Source organism: Sulfurirhabdus autotrophica (genome assembly GCF_004346685.1).
Taxonomy (GTDB): Bacteria; Pseudomonadota; Gammaproteobacteria; order Burkholderiales; family SMCO01; genus Sulfurirhabdus; species Sulfurirhabdus autotrophica.
In genome coordinates, this window is sequence record NZ_SMCO01000001.1 from 764,470 (window position 1) to 781,105 (window position 16,636).

The window sequence follows — 16,636 nt, forward strand, 5'->3', positions numbered from 1 at the left end:
AATCAATATATTACATTATGCAAACGTATTTACCATTCCATTCCCCCGGGTTTTTATCGCAGTTGGTGCCGTACTTTGCACGATCAATGCGTCGCTAAAACTTTCAGTACGTACATTGTTCTGCTTTCCACGCTGGCCTTCCTCACCTGAAAAAGCATGCTGTTGGGAAAATGATTGCGAACTGACTGACACATCTCCTAAGGTCAAACCATTATCAGCCAGCATTTCTCTTAAACGAGGCAAAGCAGCTTCAATAGCATCTCTCACAGCAGGATGGTGCGATACAAACTGCGCTGTAGTTTGGTCGTTAGCAATGGTAAGACGTACTTCCAAAGGACCAAGATTGGGCGGATTCAAATGCAATTCTGCGGTTTTTTGAGTTTGGGTGGCTATCCAAGCAATTTTCTGCCCCAGTGCATTATCCCATCCTGGGGCACCCACTTTCGGGTCAACAGTTGCTACAAGATTAGTCTGTAATGGCTGCGAATTTAGTTGATTAACCGTAAGTGTAGACAGACCATCAGTTCTCAATTGGGAATTGGTATTTGTTGAGCTCGTTAAAAACTCCTTGGAGCTATCAGCTGGCGTTTGCAATGCCTTGCCTAGATCAGCAGCGCGGAATAATTTGCCGTCCCCGGCAATTTCTGCCGCCTGATTTTTAACACCCTGATACTTTTCAGGTGCGGATAAATCAATTTGCCCCCCTTTTCCGACTGACGGACCAATTTTTATATCGCGAGACTGGCCCGCATCTGTTTTGGAGGCAATTATCTGAAACGCTTGAGGCGCAATATTTTGCGCGACCACGGGAAATAAGGTTGCAATGTTTGGCTGCTGGTTCGCTCCCTGCAAAGAAGCATTATCCGCATTTTCTGTAACTTCATCAGACTTTAATTCTTTCGTAGATTTTGCTTCTTCAGGACGTGCAGATGTAGCGGAAATTTGCTTTTGCAGTAGGGCCCCAAAGCCAGATGTTTCGCTAGATTTTGCCGAAGAATCAGAATTTGAGTCAGCGCTGGAGTTAACTGTGTTACCTGATTTTGCAGCGGCATTTGAACTCTGAACAACTTGAATATGTGCTGTAGAAGCAGGCGCCATCAAATTATTCATATTCATTCCTCTAAATAAGCAAGATATTTCATACTTTTATAGAAGCAATATATGTGCCACAAGCACTTTACTCTGATTCGAACCTTTTATTGCTTGATATTTCGTCTTGCTCACGTTGTTCTTGAGCTGATTCATCCTGAAGCACTTTTTTTTGATGTCGCTCTGATAATGTATCGTAAGCATTAAGCTTTTTTTTATGCAGCAACCACTCCTGCTGACCTTCCTCCCAACGCCCTTTGCACCGTTCAACCTCCTCACGTTGCTGAGCAATTGCGACGGCAAGCTTCACTAAAAACTGCTGGAAGTTTCGAATTTCCGTGACCTGCATGCCTTTTTCTGTTGATTGCAACAGTCTTGCACGATACTCTTCCTCATACTGCTGTAATTGCCTTAACTTTTCTTCCGCCCCCAGCCATATTCCTTTCAGGCCGCTCAACGTCCTTGCAGACGAATCGGCATGATCTCGTGTTAATTCAAGTAAAGCCTGTAATGGAAAACGACGTGCCATAGTTTTATGGTACTCCAATTACCAATTTACTGAAGCAGTGAAATCAGTCCTGACCTGCTGGAAGCATAATCAGCTCGATACTGAATATTCTGGGTCAGAAAAGCCTCCATCTGCGGGTACATTGCTACGGCTTCGTCCAGCACGGCATCATTGCCTCTTACATACGCACCTACAGTAATCAGGTCACGACTGCGCTGATAACGCGAATAAAGGTACTTGAAACGCCGCACAGCTTCCATTTCTTCTGGTGATAGCAATTCATTTATAGCACGACTGATTGATGCTTCAATATCAATGGCTGGGTAATGCCCCTGATCCGCCAGATTGCGGGAAAGCACAATATGGCCATCCAGAATAGCGCGCGCACTGTCTGCAATCGGGTCCTGCTGATCATCTCCCTCTGCCAGCACTGTATAAAATGCTGTAATGGAACCACCGCCTTCCTTTCCATTTCCCGCACGCTCAACCAATTGGGGTAACTTTGCAAAAACAGAGGGCGGATAACCCTTTGTGGCAGGTGGTTCACCAATTGCCAACGCAATTTCTCGCTGGGCCATGGCAAACCGAGTCAAAGAGTCCATGATCAACAATACATTTTTCCCCTGATCACGAAAATATTCTGCAATCGCCGTTGCATACGATGCACCATGTAACCGAACCAATGGAGGAGAGTCTGCGGGCGCTGCCACGACTACCGAGCGCGCCAATCCTTCTTCTCCCAGAATATTTTCAATAAAATCCTTTACCTCACGCCCCCGTTCACCAATCAGGCCGACCACCACCACATCAGCGCTGGTATAACGTGCCATCATTCCCAGCAAAATACTTTTTCCGACACCACTCCCGGCAAACAGACCCATGCGCTGCCCGCGCCCTATTGTTAATAATGAGTTGATTGCCCGCACCCCCACATCCAGCACATCCCGGATAGGTTCACGTTCTAACGGGTTCATAGGGCGACTATGGAGCGGAACCCGGTCTTCAAGATGCATAGCGCCCTTCCGGTCGAGTGGCCTACCCGCACCATCCAGCACACGTCCTAATAGCTCATTACCCACTTCAACCTGTTTAATGCGATCTTCTGATCGACGCTTGGGACGGACTTCCGCACACATTTTTGGTGGCGCTACGGCAGAAGTCTCGAGTGGCATGACTTTTGCGCCTGGCACCAGACCATACACATCAGTTGATGGCATCAGAAACAACTTATCACCAGAAAACCCGACCACTTCCGCATCAACCTTAAAGCCCCCAGGCTGATAAACGACGCAACTACTCCCTACAGCCAGCCTCAGCCCAACGGCCTCCATCACTAACCCGGCAACACGGGTAAGTCGACCGCTCGCCACCATCGGGCTTGTAGCAACAACAGCCGAGCGACACGCCTCACAATAGTTTTTCCATCTTTGGAGTGAGTTTAATGAAGGGGATTTACTATCCAAGCCAGCTATCATCCCTGCCAAGAGCGGCAACCACTATTTTCCATCGAGACTCGAGGGTAGCATCTATATCAGTATTGGAATTTTCGATACGGCATCCACCCCTGTCAATTCGGCTATCTTCGATGATTTTATAGCCGGAGTGAGACAAGTCTGCCTCCAAATAAGAACGCACAAGCACAGCATCTTCAGGATGTAAGAGTAAATGAGGGTGATGGCCAGACACCGGAAGCAATTTAATGGCTTCACGCACGATGGTTGTTATCAGTTCTGGCTTTACCTTCAAAGCCTGATGCAACATTTGCCTTGCGATTTCAATTGCAAGCCCACCCAGATCTTCCGCAACTTGCTGATCAATTTGAGCCAATGCCTCTTCCAAACCCTGCAGAAGCGTTCCCATCCGCTCAGCATCAGACTGGGCAGTACTTTTCCCGTCATGGTACCCAGTAGCATAACCTTCTTCATAAGCTTGCTGGTGTATCCGTTCTACTTCTTCAGCAGTAGGAAAATGCACATCTTTAGACTCACCAGCCTCAGCCTGATTGACTGAAGGTACCAAAGTCTCGTCCAGAGAATTCAGTTCCCATCTCTGGTAAGCACTGAGCTTCTCCTTGGGAATGATGTTATTCGACAAGACCTTCGTCTCCGCCCTTACCACCCATGATTATCTGGCCTTCATCAGCAAGCTTCCGCACAATTTTGAGAATCTCTTTCTGCTCACCTTCCACTTCACTGAGGCGAACGGGTCCTTTGGCTTCAAGATCGTCCCGAAGCATTTCAGACGCACGTTGAGACATATTTTTGAATATTTTCTCTCTCAATTCAGGCGCAGTGCCTTTCAATGCCAGAATCAGCGATTCGGACTGCACTTCACGCAGTAACAACTGGATTGAACGATCATCAAGTTCCATCAAATTATCAAACACAAACATCTCATCTTGAACTTTTTGCGCCAAGTCAGGATCGTAATCTCTAATTCCTGAAATAACAGAAGTTTCTTCTGCCGATCCAAAAAAGTTCAATATTTCAGCTGCAGCGCGCACACCACCCATTGCACCTTTTTTACCGATTTTGTCGCCACCTGTCAGCAATTTGGTCAGCACGTCATTTAATTCCCTTAATGCTGATGGCTGCACACCTTCCAGCGTCACAATGCGCAAAATCACATCGTTTCGTAATCGTTCAACAAAATGCCCTAAAACCTCACTCGCCTGATCGCGATCCAGATGCACCAAAATAGTCGCTATAATCTGCGGATGTTCATTCTTGATCAATTCGGCAACAGAGGCCGAATCCATCCACTTCAACCCCTCTATACCGCTCGTATCACCGCCATGCAAAATACGATCAATCAAATTGGCGGCCTTGTCATCGCCTAGCGCTTTAGTCAGCACTGAACGGATATAATCGTCAGAAGCTCCGGTAAGCGAAGACTTCTCAGCCGCTTTTGTACGAAACTCACTGAGCACTTCTTCAACTTGGTCACGCTTGACATTTTTCAGTGCAGCCATTGCTGCACCTAGCTTTTGCACTTCCTTTGGCCCAAGAAATTTGAAAACTTCAACAGCTTCCTCTTCGCCCAGCGACATCAGCAAGATCGCGCTTTTCATGATACCGTCTTCGCTCATGCGCCTTCAACCCATTCCTTGACTACTGAAGCAACTACACCAGGCTCCTGCTTAGCCAGATCTTTGGCTGCACGAAGATTTTCATCATACCCAGTTTGAACTTTTGCTTTTTCGTATATAACGCCTTCCTCTTCAGTCAATTCTTCGCCATCAGGACCTTTGACATGCACAACTTCCTTTGGTTTCGCCATTTCTCTAAAAATGGGTCGAAGGACCCCGAAAACAAGGTAAAAGGCGATTACAGCTATCAGAACATTTTTCAACACTTCTTTAGCTAAAGAGATGTTTGCCGGATCTTTCCAGATAGGTAACGCAGGAATCTCTTCTTTTTCGCCACCACTAAACGAGGCATTTACAACATTCAGTGTGTCGCCACGCTCTTGGCTGAAACCCATTGCTTCTTTAACCAGATTATTAATCTGTGCAATTTCCTGAGGGGAAAGAGGCTTAAAGCTTACTTTGCCCGCCTTACCTACCTCTTTGCGAAAATTAACAACCACGGCTACAGATAAACGCTTAACCGAACCAACCGGTTGCTTTACGTGGCGAATCGTCTTGTCCACTTCATAATTAATCGTTGATTCCTTATGCGTATTTGCGTTAGAGGCAGCTATAGGTGATCCCTGATTAGCAGCAGCTGAAGGCGCAACAAGGGGGGCACTTGCTGCTCCCGGAGGCTGATTGGAAAGCGCGCCAGGCACTCCACTAGCCGGCTGCCCAGCGCCACCAGACGATTCATTACTTTGCTGACTGCGAATTGCGGCATCAGTTGGCGTAGCATTTGGCTTGAAAGTTTCTGCTGTTTGTTCAGCCTGAGAAAAATCCAGGTCAGCTGCAACCTGTGCACGAACATTATCCGACCCAATAAGCGTGCTAAGTATCGTTTCAATTCTTTTCACATAGCTCTGTTCAACCTGATGCAGATAATCCAGTTGAGTCGGGTCCAACCCTCCCAACGCCATGCTGTCGGCCACCGGACTTAACAAATTACCGTTCTGATCCACTACTGTCACATTTTTAACTGGCAACTCAGAAACGCTGCTTGATACAAGATGTAAAATACCATTTACCTGGCCTGCATCCAGCACTCTGCCGGGGTATAGATTAATCAGAATGGAAGCACTAGGCTTTTGCTGTTCTCGAATAAACACTGAAGGCCTTGGAATAGCCAAATGAACTCGCGCCCCTTGAACAGCAGAGAGAGATTGAATGGAACGGGCCAACTCGCCTTCCAATGCACGTTGATAATTCACCTGCTCAAGAAACTGGCTCGTGCCAAGCTTCTGTGTTTCCATCAATTCAAAGCCAATTGCGCCGCCTCTTGGCAAACCTTGGGAAGCCAGCTTTAAACGGGTATCGTAAACTTGAGAAGAAGGAACAAGAATCGCACCGCCATCTGCGACTTTGTAAGGGACATTCATTTGTTGCAATGAGCTGACAATTGTGCCGCCATCTCGATCAGACAAATTACTAAATAGCACTTTGTAGTCAGGGACTTGTGACCACATCCACAAACCAGCGAGCAAAGCTATGGAAGCCGCCAAGGCAACCATCATGCCTAATTTTTGAGCGTTGGGAAGACTATTAAAACCCTGAAACAGGGAAGAAAATGACTGTTGGGGCGCTACTGCCATAAACACTCCCCAGTTTGATAAATCTCGACAAGTGGCAAGATTCGTTCTTTATTGTTGTATTCGGAAAGGCTGAGTTTCTTAAACATCGCCATTTGCGCTCCACTATGTGGATGCGACAAGCCAAAAATCAGGCCAAGCTTTTCGTTTTGCATCGGCCCTGATTCAAACTTGCATATTCATTATTTCCTGGTAGGCAGTAACCAGCTTATTACGCACCTGAACCATTGTCTGGAAGCTAAGATTAGCCTTTTGCAAAGAAAGCATCACTTCATGCAAGTTTGCATCTGGCGCTCCCAACTCAAACTCCTTGGCCAAACCACTTGCAGCTTGCTGCGCACCATTCACTTGATCAATTGAACTTTTCAGCACCGCAGAAAAGTCCGTGCCTTCGGCAGTTGCTGGCGTGGCTGATCCAGACGCCAGTGACGAGGCGACCCGTAATTGCCCAAGCAGTTGTTCTATACCTTGCGTGCTCATAGATAAAGTCTCCTGCACCATTATAGCTAATTTGAAAATTCGCCGCTACATAGATTCATAAAAATAGCAGCAATTTTCATGCCAACACCAACTTCGACTTCAGATAATTAACTATCTTCCTCACGATATTGCTGCAGTTTGTAACGTAACGTCCTTTCGCTAATCCCTAACCGTTCAGCTGCCTGCTTCCGAGAACCCTTCACTGCCGCCAGTGTTTCAACAATATGTGCTTTTTCAAGGGATTTCATATCCATTGAGGGTGAGTTCACCGGATTCCCTGCCAACGGAGATGTGTATTCACTCACGGCAACCTTCGGCAAATAGAGATACTCGCATTCTACAACTTCCCCTGGCGCAAGGATCATCGCACGTTGAATCACATTTTCCAATTCTCTGATGTTACCCGGCCAGGAATATTGAGTCAATTGCCTTTCCGCATCTTCAGAAAACACCATGCCGTGACGACCAACACTACTCGCCAAGCGGCCCATTAAATGCCGTGCCAGGGGGATAATATCCTGAGAACGCTCTCTCAATGCAGGCAAAGGCAAGGGAAAAACATTTAAACGATAAAACAAATCCTCTCTGAATCGCCCATTTCTCACCTCGTCCGCCATATCACGGTTAGACGTAGCAATCACCCGAATATTTAACGGGATGGCCTTACTTCCTCCCACACGCTCAACTTCCCGCTCCTGCAACACACGCAGCAGTTTAGCCTGAAGTCCCAATGGCATTTCTGAAATCTCATCTAACAGCAATGTTCCTTCCTGAGCCTGTTCAAACTTACCTGCATGCGCCTGACTTGCCCCAGTGAATGAACCTTTGTCATAACCAAATAATGTTGCTTCAAGCAAATTTTCTGGAATTGCGGCACAGTTGATTGCAACAAATGACTTATCAGCGCGGGAAGAATGGCGATGAATAAACCTGGCCAACACTTCTTTCCCCGTCCCACTTTCACCGGTGATCATGACTGTCGCTTCGGTGTTTGCCACTCGTTGCGCAAGCGATAATAATTCGACAGTTCGAGGATCCTGCCCGATCACCTCTCCACTTTCCACATCAAATGAAGGCAGCATGTATCGAGCCACTTCCGCCAGCAAGTGATCCGGCTCAAACGGTTTGGGCAAGTAATTGCATGCGCCTTCACGCATTGCTTCAACGGCTTTTTCAATCAGACCGTAAGCCGTCATCATTAATACCGGCACATAGGGATAACGGGCTTTGATCTCGCGCAACAATGTATGGCCGTCCATCGGCTTCATTTGCACATCCGTCAAAACCAGACCGACACGCTGGTTTTGCAACAGCTCTAGCGCAGAAGGCCCATCAGCCATACTTAATGCTTCGTAGCCAGCCAGTGCCAGCGTGTCACAGAGAGCTTCACGCAGATCGTTGTCATCTTCAACCACTAAGATAGGTAATGCATTCATAAATATTTAACTTTTCGGCAACCTGATTATAAATTTGCTGCCAGAACCAACGGAAGAATCCACTTGCACTTCTCCGCCATGGGCCTGTATCACACCGCGCACAATTGCCAAACCTAAACCGGTACCTTCCGTACGTGTTGTAAAAAAAGGCTCGAATAGCCGAGATTGCGTTTCAGCATCGATACCTTTACCCGTATCCTCTACCGACAATTCGACATGGTCCTTGCAAAGAATACCGCCTAACACGACACCGCCACCATCAGAACATGCCTGCATTGCGTTTTCAAGCAGATTGAGCAATGCCCCCGTTAAAGCTTTTCGACTGCCGAGAACAGATACTCCATCTGTTTTATCCTCTACTGCAAATGCCAGCTTATGCTGAATCATTTGCGGCTCCATGACCTGTTGCAATTCAGCCAATAATGCAGAAATTTTAACATTCTCTTTCGAAATCTTTTCACCCTTAACAAACAACAACATATCCTGTATCAAGCGCTCCAGATGGCGCAGCCTGAGCAGCGATTTTTCTGCAAAACGAACACGATCCGAATCAGGTAAGTTCGGCTTTGTCAGATTCGCCGTATAAAGGAGTGCCGTTGCTAACGGGGTACGAAGCTGGTGAGCAAGACCCGCAGCCATTTCCCCCATTGCGGACAACCGCTGATGACGTTCTAACTGCTGCTGCATCTCATGGGATTCAGTTACATCATGAATTAAAAGAATTCGCCCCCCTGCCATGTCCAGTGAGCTACTGCCAATACTGACTCGCCTCAAGGGACGAAGACCTTCTTTAGACATAACATCCCATTCATGGGGTGTGATGGTTTGACTGAGGAAACGCGATGCAACCTCATCCCATTTTTCACCCAGCAATGTTTCACCGAACATCTGATGGGCTGCAGGGTTCACTTCCGCAATGATACCTTCTGAATTCAGTACTACCACGCCACCAGGCAATGCCTCCAGAAGCAACCCAAGGCGTTGGGAAAGCGCTTCTTTTTCTAAAAACTGGCGTCGCAATTCGCCATTTGCGACAGCAAGCTCACCAGTTAGCCCTTCAACTTGCAGTTGCAATTCCTTGTAAACCCCGGTTAACTGAGCTGACGCTTGACTAAAAAGCGTAAAGGCTTGTTCCAGTTCCTGCTGATTTACCTTGTTTTCCTGATCAGACAAAAGAGACTTCTCCAGGCACTCTGCCATTCAAATGACGATATTATTTTGAGCACAACTCGATTTTAAGGTTGGTCAATATTTTGACATATGCACAATTCTATAAAGGGATGGGTCATGTTACCGTTAATTATCGCAAAATGTGCACTGAAAATTATTTCCAATCTTAATTATCAACCATACCGCTAAAGTTTTCATAAAATTTGCCGATCTATTACGAAATAAAATAGTTTTCTGGATTGTGAACTTGAATTATATGGTTTTTTCAGATGATCTATTTTTAACTAATTAAAACCATCGGGGTCTGAGAATGAATTTCCTTCAAAATTTAAAAATTCGAACCAAACTAAATGTTCTGGTTATTCTTGTTTCATTACTTCTGATAGGAATTGGCGCTACCGGACTAGTTGGGATGAATGCTTCCAACAGTGCGCTTTCAACTGTATATAATGACCACCTGATCGCGATCAATCAATTAAACGAAATTCGCAATTATCAGATGCAAATGCGCATTGACCTGTCAAATGCAAGACAAGAAACAGATGCCTTTGAAGTGTTGAGCCATATTGACAAGGTTAGAAGCAGTATTTTTCAAATTGAAAATCTTCTAAAAACCTACAATGAACGCAATATATCCCCAGCAGAAAAAAAACTATTAACGGCGTTTGTGGATGCTCGCCTTATATATGGCAGAACTGGTGTCATGCCAATGATTGACCTGCTCCAAGCAGAAAAATACGCACAAGCCGACACGTTACTAAAAACAGTTACTGTTCCAACATACAAAAATGCTTCCCAAGGAATTGACAATTTAATTCAGTTCCAAGTTGACAATGCAAAAAATGAATTCGAACGCGTAACAGTACTCACTAAAACTATTCGTACCGTCTCTATCGTCAGTATTGCTATCGGATTAACCTTAGCCATTTTAATTGGATTTATTATTACCCGTTCAGTTAGCTGCGGTGTAAGAGAGTTGGATCGCGCTGCTACCTGTCTCGCCAATGGCGACCTGACAGCCCGTGCCAAATGGGATAGCAAAGATGAATTAGGGGGAGTTGCACGGGTATTTAATACAATGGCAACTGAGTTTTCCTCACTGATCAAACAAGTACACCAATCCGCAGATCAGGTTGCCAACGCTGCAGAAATCCAGACAAATGGCGCTGAAAAAGTTTCCATTATTTCCAAAAATCAGACGCAACAGGCTTCCATTGCGGCCACTTCCATTGAAGGTTTAAATTCCGCTGTAAAAGAAGTGGCACAAAAGACTGCTGAAGTTGTTGCTGCAGCAAATGAAGCAAGTGTCATGGCAGCTGAAGGACAGCAGGTGGTCAATAATGCAGCAAACGGCATCCAGCAAGTATCCAGAACGGTTAGCGCGTCAGCTGAAATGATTGAAGCACTGGGACAAAGATCGAATCAAATTGGCCAAATTGTAAAAGTGATTAAAGACATTGCGGACCAAACCAATCTACTTGCTTTGAATGCGGCTATTGAAGCTGCACGTGCCGGCGAACAAGGTCGCGGGTTTGCAGTGGTAGCTGACGAAGTCAGAAAACTGGCAGAACGTACAACTGCTGCCACTTCGGAAATCTCGCAAATGATCTCTGCAATCCAATCAGAAACAGGCAGTGCAGTATCTACAATGGAAAAAGGCAGCGTACAAGTCAGTGAAGGCGTGGCAATGGCTAATCAGGCCGGAAAATCCCTGGAGGAAATCAATAACAGCGTAAAACGTGTGGTTGAAATGGTACAGCAAATTGCCAACGCCACGCGCTCACAAAGCGAATCTTCAGACGAAATTACCAGCAGGGTTGAGCATATAGCGAAAATGGCACTTGAAAACGCAGAATCGGTCGATAAAACGACTCACTCTTCCCATGACCTGCAAAAACTCTCCGGTCATCTCCAAGCGTTAGTCAGCAAATTTAAACTGTAAATTATTGCAATTTCGCAAATCACAACCTATAGAACAAGTGCGCCATTAACTAATACAACCAAATCCATGCTAATTGAAAACGACTATTTACCTAGCTGCTATAAAGTTTTTAAAAATATGTCCGTTAAAAAAGAAGTTAATATTTTATTTCAACATAGCTTCGCAAATACTTAAGAATCAGTTTACTTGCAAATTCACATAATACAGAGGCAGACATGTTTAAAAATATAAAAAGCATCAGAACCAAACTTATGCTCTCAACAGGACTTGCTACCATATTGGTTTTAGCAGCTTTAGTTATTGCGTTGCTAAGCATCCAGCAAGTCACCGCTGAATTTCTGAAGGTGATGAACCATGACCAGCCGCAGCTACAGGCATATAACGATATGTACGCACAGGGATTGCAAGGTGGGCAGGCCTTAAGAAACTTGGTTCTTGACCCTTCAAACAAAAAATCCCTTGAAAACCTGGACGTATCTGTTGCTGATTTTAAAGAAGCACAAAGCGTTGCAAACAGACTTTTAGAACAGCAAGAAACCGAAGAGGCAAAGATGCTTCAAGAAATTGCTTCTAAATGGGAAATTACCCTAGCGGCCAGAGAGAGAGTCAAAGCAGTATTAGGAACCAATCAAGCTGAAGCCATGGCTATCCTCAACAAAGATGAGCGACCAGCATGGCGAGATGTGCGCGAAGATCTTATTAAACTGAAGGATCTTCAACACGAATTTCTTGAAGCAACAAAAAACCAGGTTGCGGCCGCCGCAAAAAAAGCCTTATTTATCAGTATAGTTCTGGGCATAGTCGCCGTTGTTATCGGAAATTTCCTGGTCCTGTTTGTGATGGCTCAAATCAAAAAATCAATGGACACCTTGAATCTGTTCATGGCTGACCTGGCTTCTGGCAAAGGGGATTTGACAAAACGGATGGTGATCACCTGTAAAGATGAAATAGGTCGCACTTCCGAATCATTCAATCAGTTCATGAAAAACATGCAATCCGTTATCAATGAGATTCAATCGAATGCCGATCAAGTTGCCAGTGCCGCGAGCGAACTTTCTGCCACTTCATCTCATGTCAGTGAAAGCTCACGCGTACAAAATGAAGCTGCTTCAGCTACTGCAGCTTCAGTAGAGGAATTGACTGTAAGCATTGCTTCGGTTGCAGATACTGCAAGTGAAGTAGACCAATTATCAAAAGAAAGTCTGGAACTGACGCGCAAAGGCAATGAAAGCCTTTCTGAGTTAGTGGGCGAACTTGACCTGGCTGAATCTGCCGTTAACGAAATTGCTTCATCAGTACAAGAATTCGTCAGCAGTACCAGCGTCATTACCAACATGACCAAACAAGTGAAAGACATCGCAGAACAGACCAATCTGTTGGCGCTAAACGCGGCTATTGAAGCTGCACGGGCAGGTGAGCAAGGACGTGGCTTTGCCGTTGTTGCAGATGAAGTACGCAAGCTGGCTGAAAAATCGGCTCAGTCTGCAAGCGAAATTGATAGTGTCACTCAAAAACTTGGGCAACAATCCGCTAATGTAGAAAAGTCCATTCAAAAAGGGATTCATTCATTACAATCCAGCCAGGAATTCATGGAAAATGTAGCCATTGCACTGGGCGAAGCCAATGGCTCTGTTGCACAAGCCAGCCACGGGGTCGATAACATCACGGCTTCGGTCAAGGAACAGAAAAGCGCCAGCAACGCCATTGCACAAAACATAGAAAAAATTGCTCAAATGGCCGAAGAAAACGATTCAGCCATTCAGGAAACATCCGATGCTGCTCACAATCTGGAACAACTGGCCGCCAATTTGCAGAATGTTGCCAGCAGATTCAAGGTTTGATGAAGTGCCTGATTGCTTTTACAACAATAGCATTTGAGACAAGTATTAGAATAAAAATGACTGAAAAAGCTCACTCAGTTTCAAGAAACAATCATTGCTTTTGGAGTTGCGAAGAACATGTCAGACCTACTTAAGAACATTGATGCTCGCGCCAAACTGGCAGGAACCAACAAGTTGGAAATCCTGTTGTTTACGTTGGGTACAGACAGCCGTTCAGGGCGCAAGGAAACATTTGGCATCAACGTATTTAAAGTACGGGAGGTCATGCGTGTTCCAGAAATAACGCGAGCACCTGAAATGCCGGACTCTGTAGAAGGCATGGTCAGCCTGCGTGGCGTATTGGTTCCTGTAGTTGACCTTGCAAGGTATGCCGGAGTGGACACTGGCAATCCACCAGACATCATGATTGTTACCGAATACAATGGCCACACACAAGGATTCCTGGTAGCTGCAGTGGATACAATTCTACGTTTGGACTGGTCAGCAATGCGCGTTCCGCCTGCGATGCTGACTGCACAAATGGGGGGCTTAGTGACCGCAGTAACCGAACTTCAGGATAACCGGTTAGTTATGTTGCTGGATGTAGAAAAAATACTTTCTGAAACCAGCCATTTCGACGACAGCAATCTATTTGTAGGCCTATCACCACTTGAAGTAACGGACCGTACTATATTTTTTGCTGATGACTCGTCTGTCGCAAGAAAACAGATCGAACAAACCCTTGATATCCTGAATGTAAATTATATAAGCGCAAACAATGGGTTGCAGGCTTGGGAAGAATTGCAAAAAATTGCCAATCAGGCTGAGCTAAATCAAAAACATGTCAAAGACTTCATCCAACTTATTTTGACTGATGTCGAGATGCCTGAAATGGATGGTTATGTACTCACCAAAAAAATCAAAAGCGATCCACGTTTCAAAGGAATTCCAGTCATCATGCACTCTTCTTTAAGCAGTGATGCAAACCAGCAACTTGGCTTATCAGTTGGCGTAGATGATTACGTTCCCAAATTCGAACCTCACAAATTAGCGGCCATGCTTACGAGCAAGCTAAGCCAAAAATAAGCAGGTACGAAGCAAAACTTGAACTGAGGGAAACAAAATGGATTCAAAGGGAAATCAGAAACTTCTCGACACAATTGATGCCAGAACCAAGCTTGCAGGGTCCAATAAAATGGAGATTCTGTTATTTTCCTTGGGAAACAACGAAGTTTTTGGCATCAATGTTTTTAAAGTACGTGAAGTGAGTCAAACGCCGCAAATCACAAAGACGCCCTATATGCCAGTTGGCGTTGAGGGGGTCATTTCCTTGCGTGGAAATATTATTCCAGTGATTGCACTCGCGAAATTTATCGAGGTTGAAGATGCGCCAGAAGATACCGGCCAGACAATGATTGTGACTGAGTACAGCCGTCGAACTCAAGGCTTTCTAGTGCACTCTGTTGATCGAATCATCCGGGTAGACTGGGACAAGGTCAAACCACCAGAATCCATGCTTGCTGGAAATGACAGCATGATTACGGCAATTACCGAACTCCCCGATGGAAAACTCGTATCCATTCTGGATGTGGAACAGATACTTGCCAATGCCATTGGGGAAGCACCTATTCCTGAGCTGGTCCCCATTGAATCCAAAACTGAAATTGTTGTGTTCTTTGTAGATGACTCAGCTGTGGCACGTAAAGAAATTGTTATGGTGCTGGATAAACTAGGGGTAAAACACCAACTTGCGAATAATGGACTCGAAGGCTGGGAGAAACTGCAGGGGCTTGCAAATCGTGCCCAGCAAGATGGCTTTGATCTTCATGATCAGATCAAACTGATTCTTGTAGATGCAGAAATGCCAGAAATGGATGGGTATGTACTTACCAAGAACATCAAATCTGATCGCCGCTTCAGTAATATCCCGGTGGTCATGCATTCATCACTCTCTTCTGAAGCGAATAAAGCGATGGGAAAAGCCGTTGGAGTAGATGCCTATGTGGGCAAGTTTGACCCCATCGCGCTTTCAGAAACTTTACGGCCATATTTAAGCAGATAAAACAATACATTATACGATCTTAACAAGCACGTGTCGCAAAAAATGAAAGTATTGAATTTTAGATTTGAGTTGAAATACAGTGTTAGCAATGCCTTAACAGCATTTTCACCAGGCAAATATTAAACTTATGTATAAAAGCATTGTTATAATCAAAGTTTAAGTAAACACTGGATCTTACAGCATCCTGACAGGATTTAAGGATTGCAGTTTTGGTCAAAATTGTGGAGTGATGCATGGCTGATAAAAATATGAAGTTTTTGGTTGTAGATGATTTTTCCACTATGCGAAGAATTGTGCGCAACCTTTTAAAAGAACTTGGGTTTACCAACGTTGATGAAGCCGAAGATGGTGTCGTTGCACTTCAAAAGCTTCGTGGCGGAAATTTTGAGTTTGTGGTGAGCGATTGGAATATGCCCAACATGACCGGTATTGAACTGCTCAGGAACATCCGGGCAGATGCTGATTTGAAAAGCTTACCTGTACTGATGGTAACGGCTGAAGCAAAGAAAGAAAACATTATCGAAGCAGCCCAGGCTGGTGCTAGCGGCTATGTTGTAAAGCCTTTTACTGCAGCCACATTAGAAGAAAAGCTGAACAAAATATTTGAAAAGATGGGTAAATAAGGAGAAATGCCTTGAGTAATGCTTCCCAAAACAGCGGTGATTCAGACGATTTAGAAGCTTTGTTTGATAGCATCGTAATGGCCGGCACTGCTGAGCCAGAAGCGGTGGACACTCCTGCACCCGCAGTTGAAACTGTTACTTCCTCCGCAGATAAATCAAGCGAAGATACAAGTTGTAACGAAACGGTGTATTCCCAGATTGGCCACATGACGCGCAACCTGCATGAAACATTACGCGAGTTAGGGTATGACAAATCCCTGGAAAATGCGGTGGAATCCATGCCTGATGCTCGAGACCGCCTCAATTACATTGCAGCAATGACTGAGCAAGCCGCAGAGCGTGCTTTGACTGCTACTGAAGCAGCAATCCCGATTCAGGAGAAGCTTGAAGCAGATGCCGCAGCGCTATCGCAGCAATGGGATCGATTGTTTGCCAAGCAGTTAAATGTAGAAGAATTCAAAACCCTGGTAACGCAAACCCAAGGTTATCTGGCTGATGTGCCTGTCCGTACCAAGGCAACCAACGCACAATTAATGGAAGTCATGATGGCTCAGGATTTTCAGGATCTCACAGGCCAGGTTATCAAAAAAATTATTGATGTGGCTCAAAGTGTTGAACAGCAATTGGTTAAGTTACTGGTTGAAAGCACCCCCCAAAGCAAGAAAGCAGAAGTTAAATCCGGATTGCTTAACGGGCCTGTGATTAACAGCGAAGGTAGAACAGATGTTGTTACCAGCCAGACGCAAGTAGACGATTTATTGGACAGTTTAGGATTCTAATCAGATTT

16 protein-coding genes are annotated in these 16,636 nt (G+C 45.2%); 6 read left to right on the forward strand and 10 right to left on the reverse strand.

Annotated elements, in window-relative coordinates:
* Positions 1-15: 15 nt before the first annotated feature.
* From EDC63_RS03695 to EDC63_RS03735, 10 genes are all read right to left on the reverse strand, one after another.
* Positions 16-1,110: a flagellar hook-length control protein FliK gene (locus EDC63_RS03695; RefSeq protein ID WP_165922900.1), complete on the reverse strand. Its 1,095-nt coding sequence runs from the start codon at positions 1,108-1,110 to the stop codon at positions 16-18.
* 67 nt (positions 1,111-1,177) lie between these two features.
* Entirely contained in the window at positions 1,178-1,618 is a 441-nt protein-coding gene (fliJ, locus tag EDC63_RS03700; protein WP_124947335.1) for a flagellar export protein FliJ, read from the reverse strand.
* 26 nt (positions 1,619-1,644) lie between these two features.
* Entirely contained in the window at positions 1,645-3,060 is a 1,416-nt protein-coding gene (gene fliI / locus EDC63_RS03705; protein ID WP_223248378.1) for a flagellar protein export ATPase FliI, read from the reverse strand.
* Complete coding sequence (locus EDC63_RS03710) at positions 3,053-3,691, reverse strand: flagellar assembly protein FliH (RefSeq protein ID WP_124947333.1); 639 nt, start codon at positions 3,689-3,691, stop codon at positions 3,053-3,055. Before EDC63_RS03710 ends, fliI begins: the two co-directional genes overlap by 8 nt.
* Entirely contained in the window at positions 3,681-4,685 is a 1,005-nt protein-coding gene (fliG, locus tag EDC63_RS03715; RefSeq protein ID WP_124947332.1) for a flagellar motor switch protein FliG, read from the reverse strand. The genes EDC63_RS03710 and fliG overlap by 11 nt, the downstream gene beginning before the upstream one ends.
* Complete coding sequence (gene fliF, locus EDC63_RS03720) at positions 4,682-6,319, reverse strand: flagellar basal-body MS-ring/collar protein FliF (protein WP_124947331.1); 1,638 nt, start codon at positions 6,317-6,319, stop codon at positions 4,682-4,684. Before fliF ends, fliG begins: the two co-directional genes overlap by 4 nt.
* Entirely contained in the window at positions 6,310-6,471 is a 162-nt protein-coding gene (locus EDC63_RS18510; RefSeq protein WP_165922901.1) for a hypothetical protein, read from the reverse strand. The genes fliF and EDC63_RS18510 overlap by 10 nt, the downstream gene beginning before the upstream one ends.
* Positions 6,472-6,481: 10 nt before the next feature.
* A complete protein-coding gene (fliE, locus tag EDC63_RS03725) occupies positions 6,482-6,796 on the reverse strand; it encodes a flagellar hook-basal body complex protein FliE (protein ID WP_124947330.1) in 315 nt (104 codons plus the stop codon).
* A 107-nt stretch (positions 6,797-6,903) separates the two neighbouring features.
* Complete coding sequence (locus EDC63_RS03730; protein WP_124947329.1) at positions 6,904-8,232, reverse strand: sigma-54-dependent transcriptional regulator; 1,329 nt, start codon at positions 8,230-8,232, stop codon at positions 6,904-6,906.
* A gap of 6 nt (positions 8,233-8,238) precedes the next feature.
* Positions 8,239-9,432 (reverse strand): two-component system sensor histidine kinase NtrB, encoded by a 1,194-nt coding sequence (locus EDC63_RS03735; RefSeq protein ID WP_124947328.1) that lies wholly within the window; start codon positions 9,430-9,432, stop codon positions 8,239-8,241.
* A gap of 280 nt (positions 9,433-9,712) precedes the next feature.
* Between EDC63_RS03735 and EDC63_RS03740 the strand changes: the two genes are divergently transcribed.
* The 6 genes from EDC63_RS03740 to cheZ all read left to right on the forward strand — a co-directional run bounded on the left by EDC63_RS03740 (position 9,713) and on the right by cheZ (position 16,628).
* Positions 9,713-11,344 (forward strand): methyl-accepting chemotaxis protein, encoded by a 1,632-nt coding sequence (locus tag EDC63_RS03740; protein ID WP_124947327.1) that lies wholly within the window; start codon positions 9,713-9,715, stop codon positions 11,342-11,344.
* 251 nt (positions 11,345-11,595) lie between these two features.
* Entirely contained in the window at positions 11,596-13,185 is a 1,590-nt protein-coding gene (locus EDC63_RS03745; RefSeq protein ID WP_165922902.1) for a methyl-accepting chemotaxis protein, read from the forward strand.
* Positions 13,186-13,302: 117 nt separating this feature from the next.
* A complete protein-coding gene (locus tag EDC63_RS03750; protein ID WP_124947325.1) occupies positions 13,303-14,250 on the forward strand; it encodes a chemotaxis protein in 948 nt (315 codons plus the stop codon).
* A 37-nt stretch (positions 14,251-14,287) separates the two neighbouring features.
* Positions 14,288-15,226 (forward strand): chemotaxis protein, encoded by a 939-nt coding sequence (locus tag EDC63_RS03755; protein WP_124947324.1) that lies wholly within the window; start codon positions 14,288-14,290, stop codon positions 15,224-15,226.
* A 233-nt stretch (positions 15,227-15,459) separates the two neighbouring features.
* Positions 15,460-15,849: a chemotaxis response regulator CheY gene (cheY, locus tag EDC63_RS03760; RefSeq protein WP_124947323.1), complete on the forward strand. Its 390-nt coding sequence runs from the start codon at positions 15,460-15,462 to the stop codon at positions 15,847-15,849.
* Between the two features lie 11 nt (positions 15,850-15,860).
* On the forward strand, positions 15,861-16,628 hold the full coding sequence (gene cheZ, locus EDC63_RS03765) for a protein phosphatase CheZ (RefSeq protein ID WP_223248377.1): 768 nt from the start codon (positions 15,861-15,863) through the stop codon (positions 16,626-16,628).
* Positions 16,629-16,636 lie beyond the last annotated feature (8 nt).

What these genes read in the sequence shown, in the direction of transcription:
- EDC63_RS03695 (WP_165922900.1), bottom strand. Translation starts at nt 1,110, where the DNA reads ATGAATAATTTGATGGCGCCTGCTTCTACAGCACATATTCAAGTTGTT.
- fliJ (WP_124947335.1), bottom strand. Translation starts at nt 1,618, where the DNA reads ATGGCACGTCGTTTTCCATTACAGGCTTTACTTGAATTAACACGAGAT.
- fliG (WP_124947332.1), bottom strand. Translation starts at nt 4,685, where the DNA reads ATGAGCGAAGACGGTATCATGAAAAGCGCGATCTTGCTGATGTCGCTG.
- fliF (WP_124947331.1), bottom strand. Translation starts at nt 6,319, where the DNA reads ATGGCAGTAGCGCCCCAACAGTCATTTTCTTCCCTGTTTCAGGGTTTT.
- EDC63_RS18510 (WP_165922901.1), bottom strand. Translation starts at nt 6,471, where the DNA reads ATGCAAAACGAAAAGCTTGGCCTGATTTTTGGCTTGTCGCATCCACAT.
- fliE (WP_124947330.1), bottom strand. Translation starts at nt 6,796, where the DNA reads ATGAGCACGCAAGGTATAGAACAACTGCTTGGGCAATTACGGGTCGCC.
- EDC63_RS03730 (WP_124947329.1), bottom strand. Translation starts at nt 8,232, where the DNA reads ATGAATGCATTACCTATCTTAGTGGTTGAAGATGACAACGATCTGCGT.
- EDC63_RS03735 (WP_124947328.1), bottom strand. Translation starts at nt 9,432, where the DNA reads ATGGCAGAGTGCCTGGAGAAGTCTCTTTTGTCTGATCAGGAAAACAAG.
- EDC63_RS03740 (WP_124947327.1), top strand. Translation starts at nt 9,713, where the DNA reads ATGAATTTCCTTCAAAATTTAAAAATTCGAACCAAACTAAATGTTCTG.
- EDC63_RS03745 (WP_165922902.1), top strand. Translation starts at nt 11,596, where the DNA reads ATGCTCTCAACAGGACTTGCTACCATATTGGTTTTAGCAGCTTTAGTT.
- EDC63_RS03750 (WP_124947325.1), top strand. Translation starts at nt 13,303, where the DNA reads ATGTCAGACCTACTTAAGAACATTGATGCTCGCGCCAAACTGGCAGGA.
- EDC63_RS03755 (WP_124947324.1), top strand. Translation starts at nt 14,288, where the DNA reads ATGGATTCAAAGGGAAATCAGAAACTTCTCGACACAATTGATGCCAGA.
- cheY (WP_124947323.1), top strand. Translation starts at nt 15,460, where the DNA reads ATGGCTGATAAAAATATGAAGTTTTTGGTTGTAGATGATTTTTCCACT.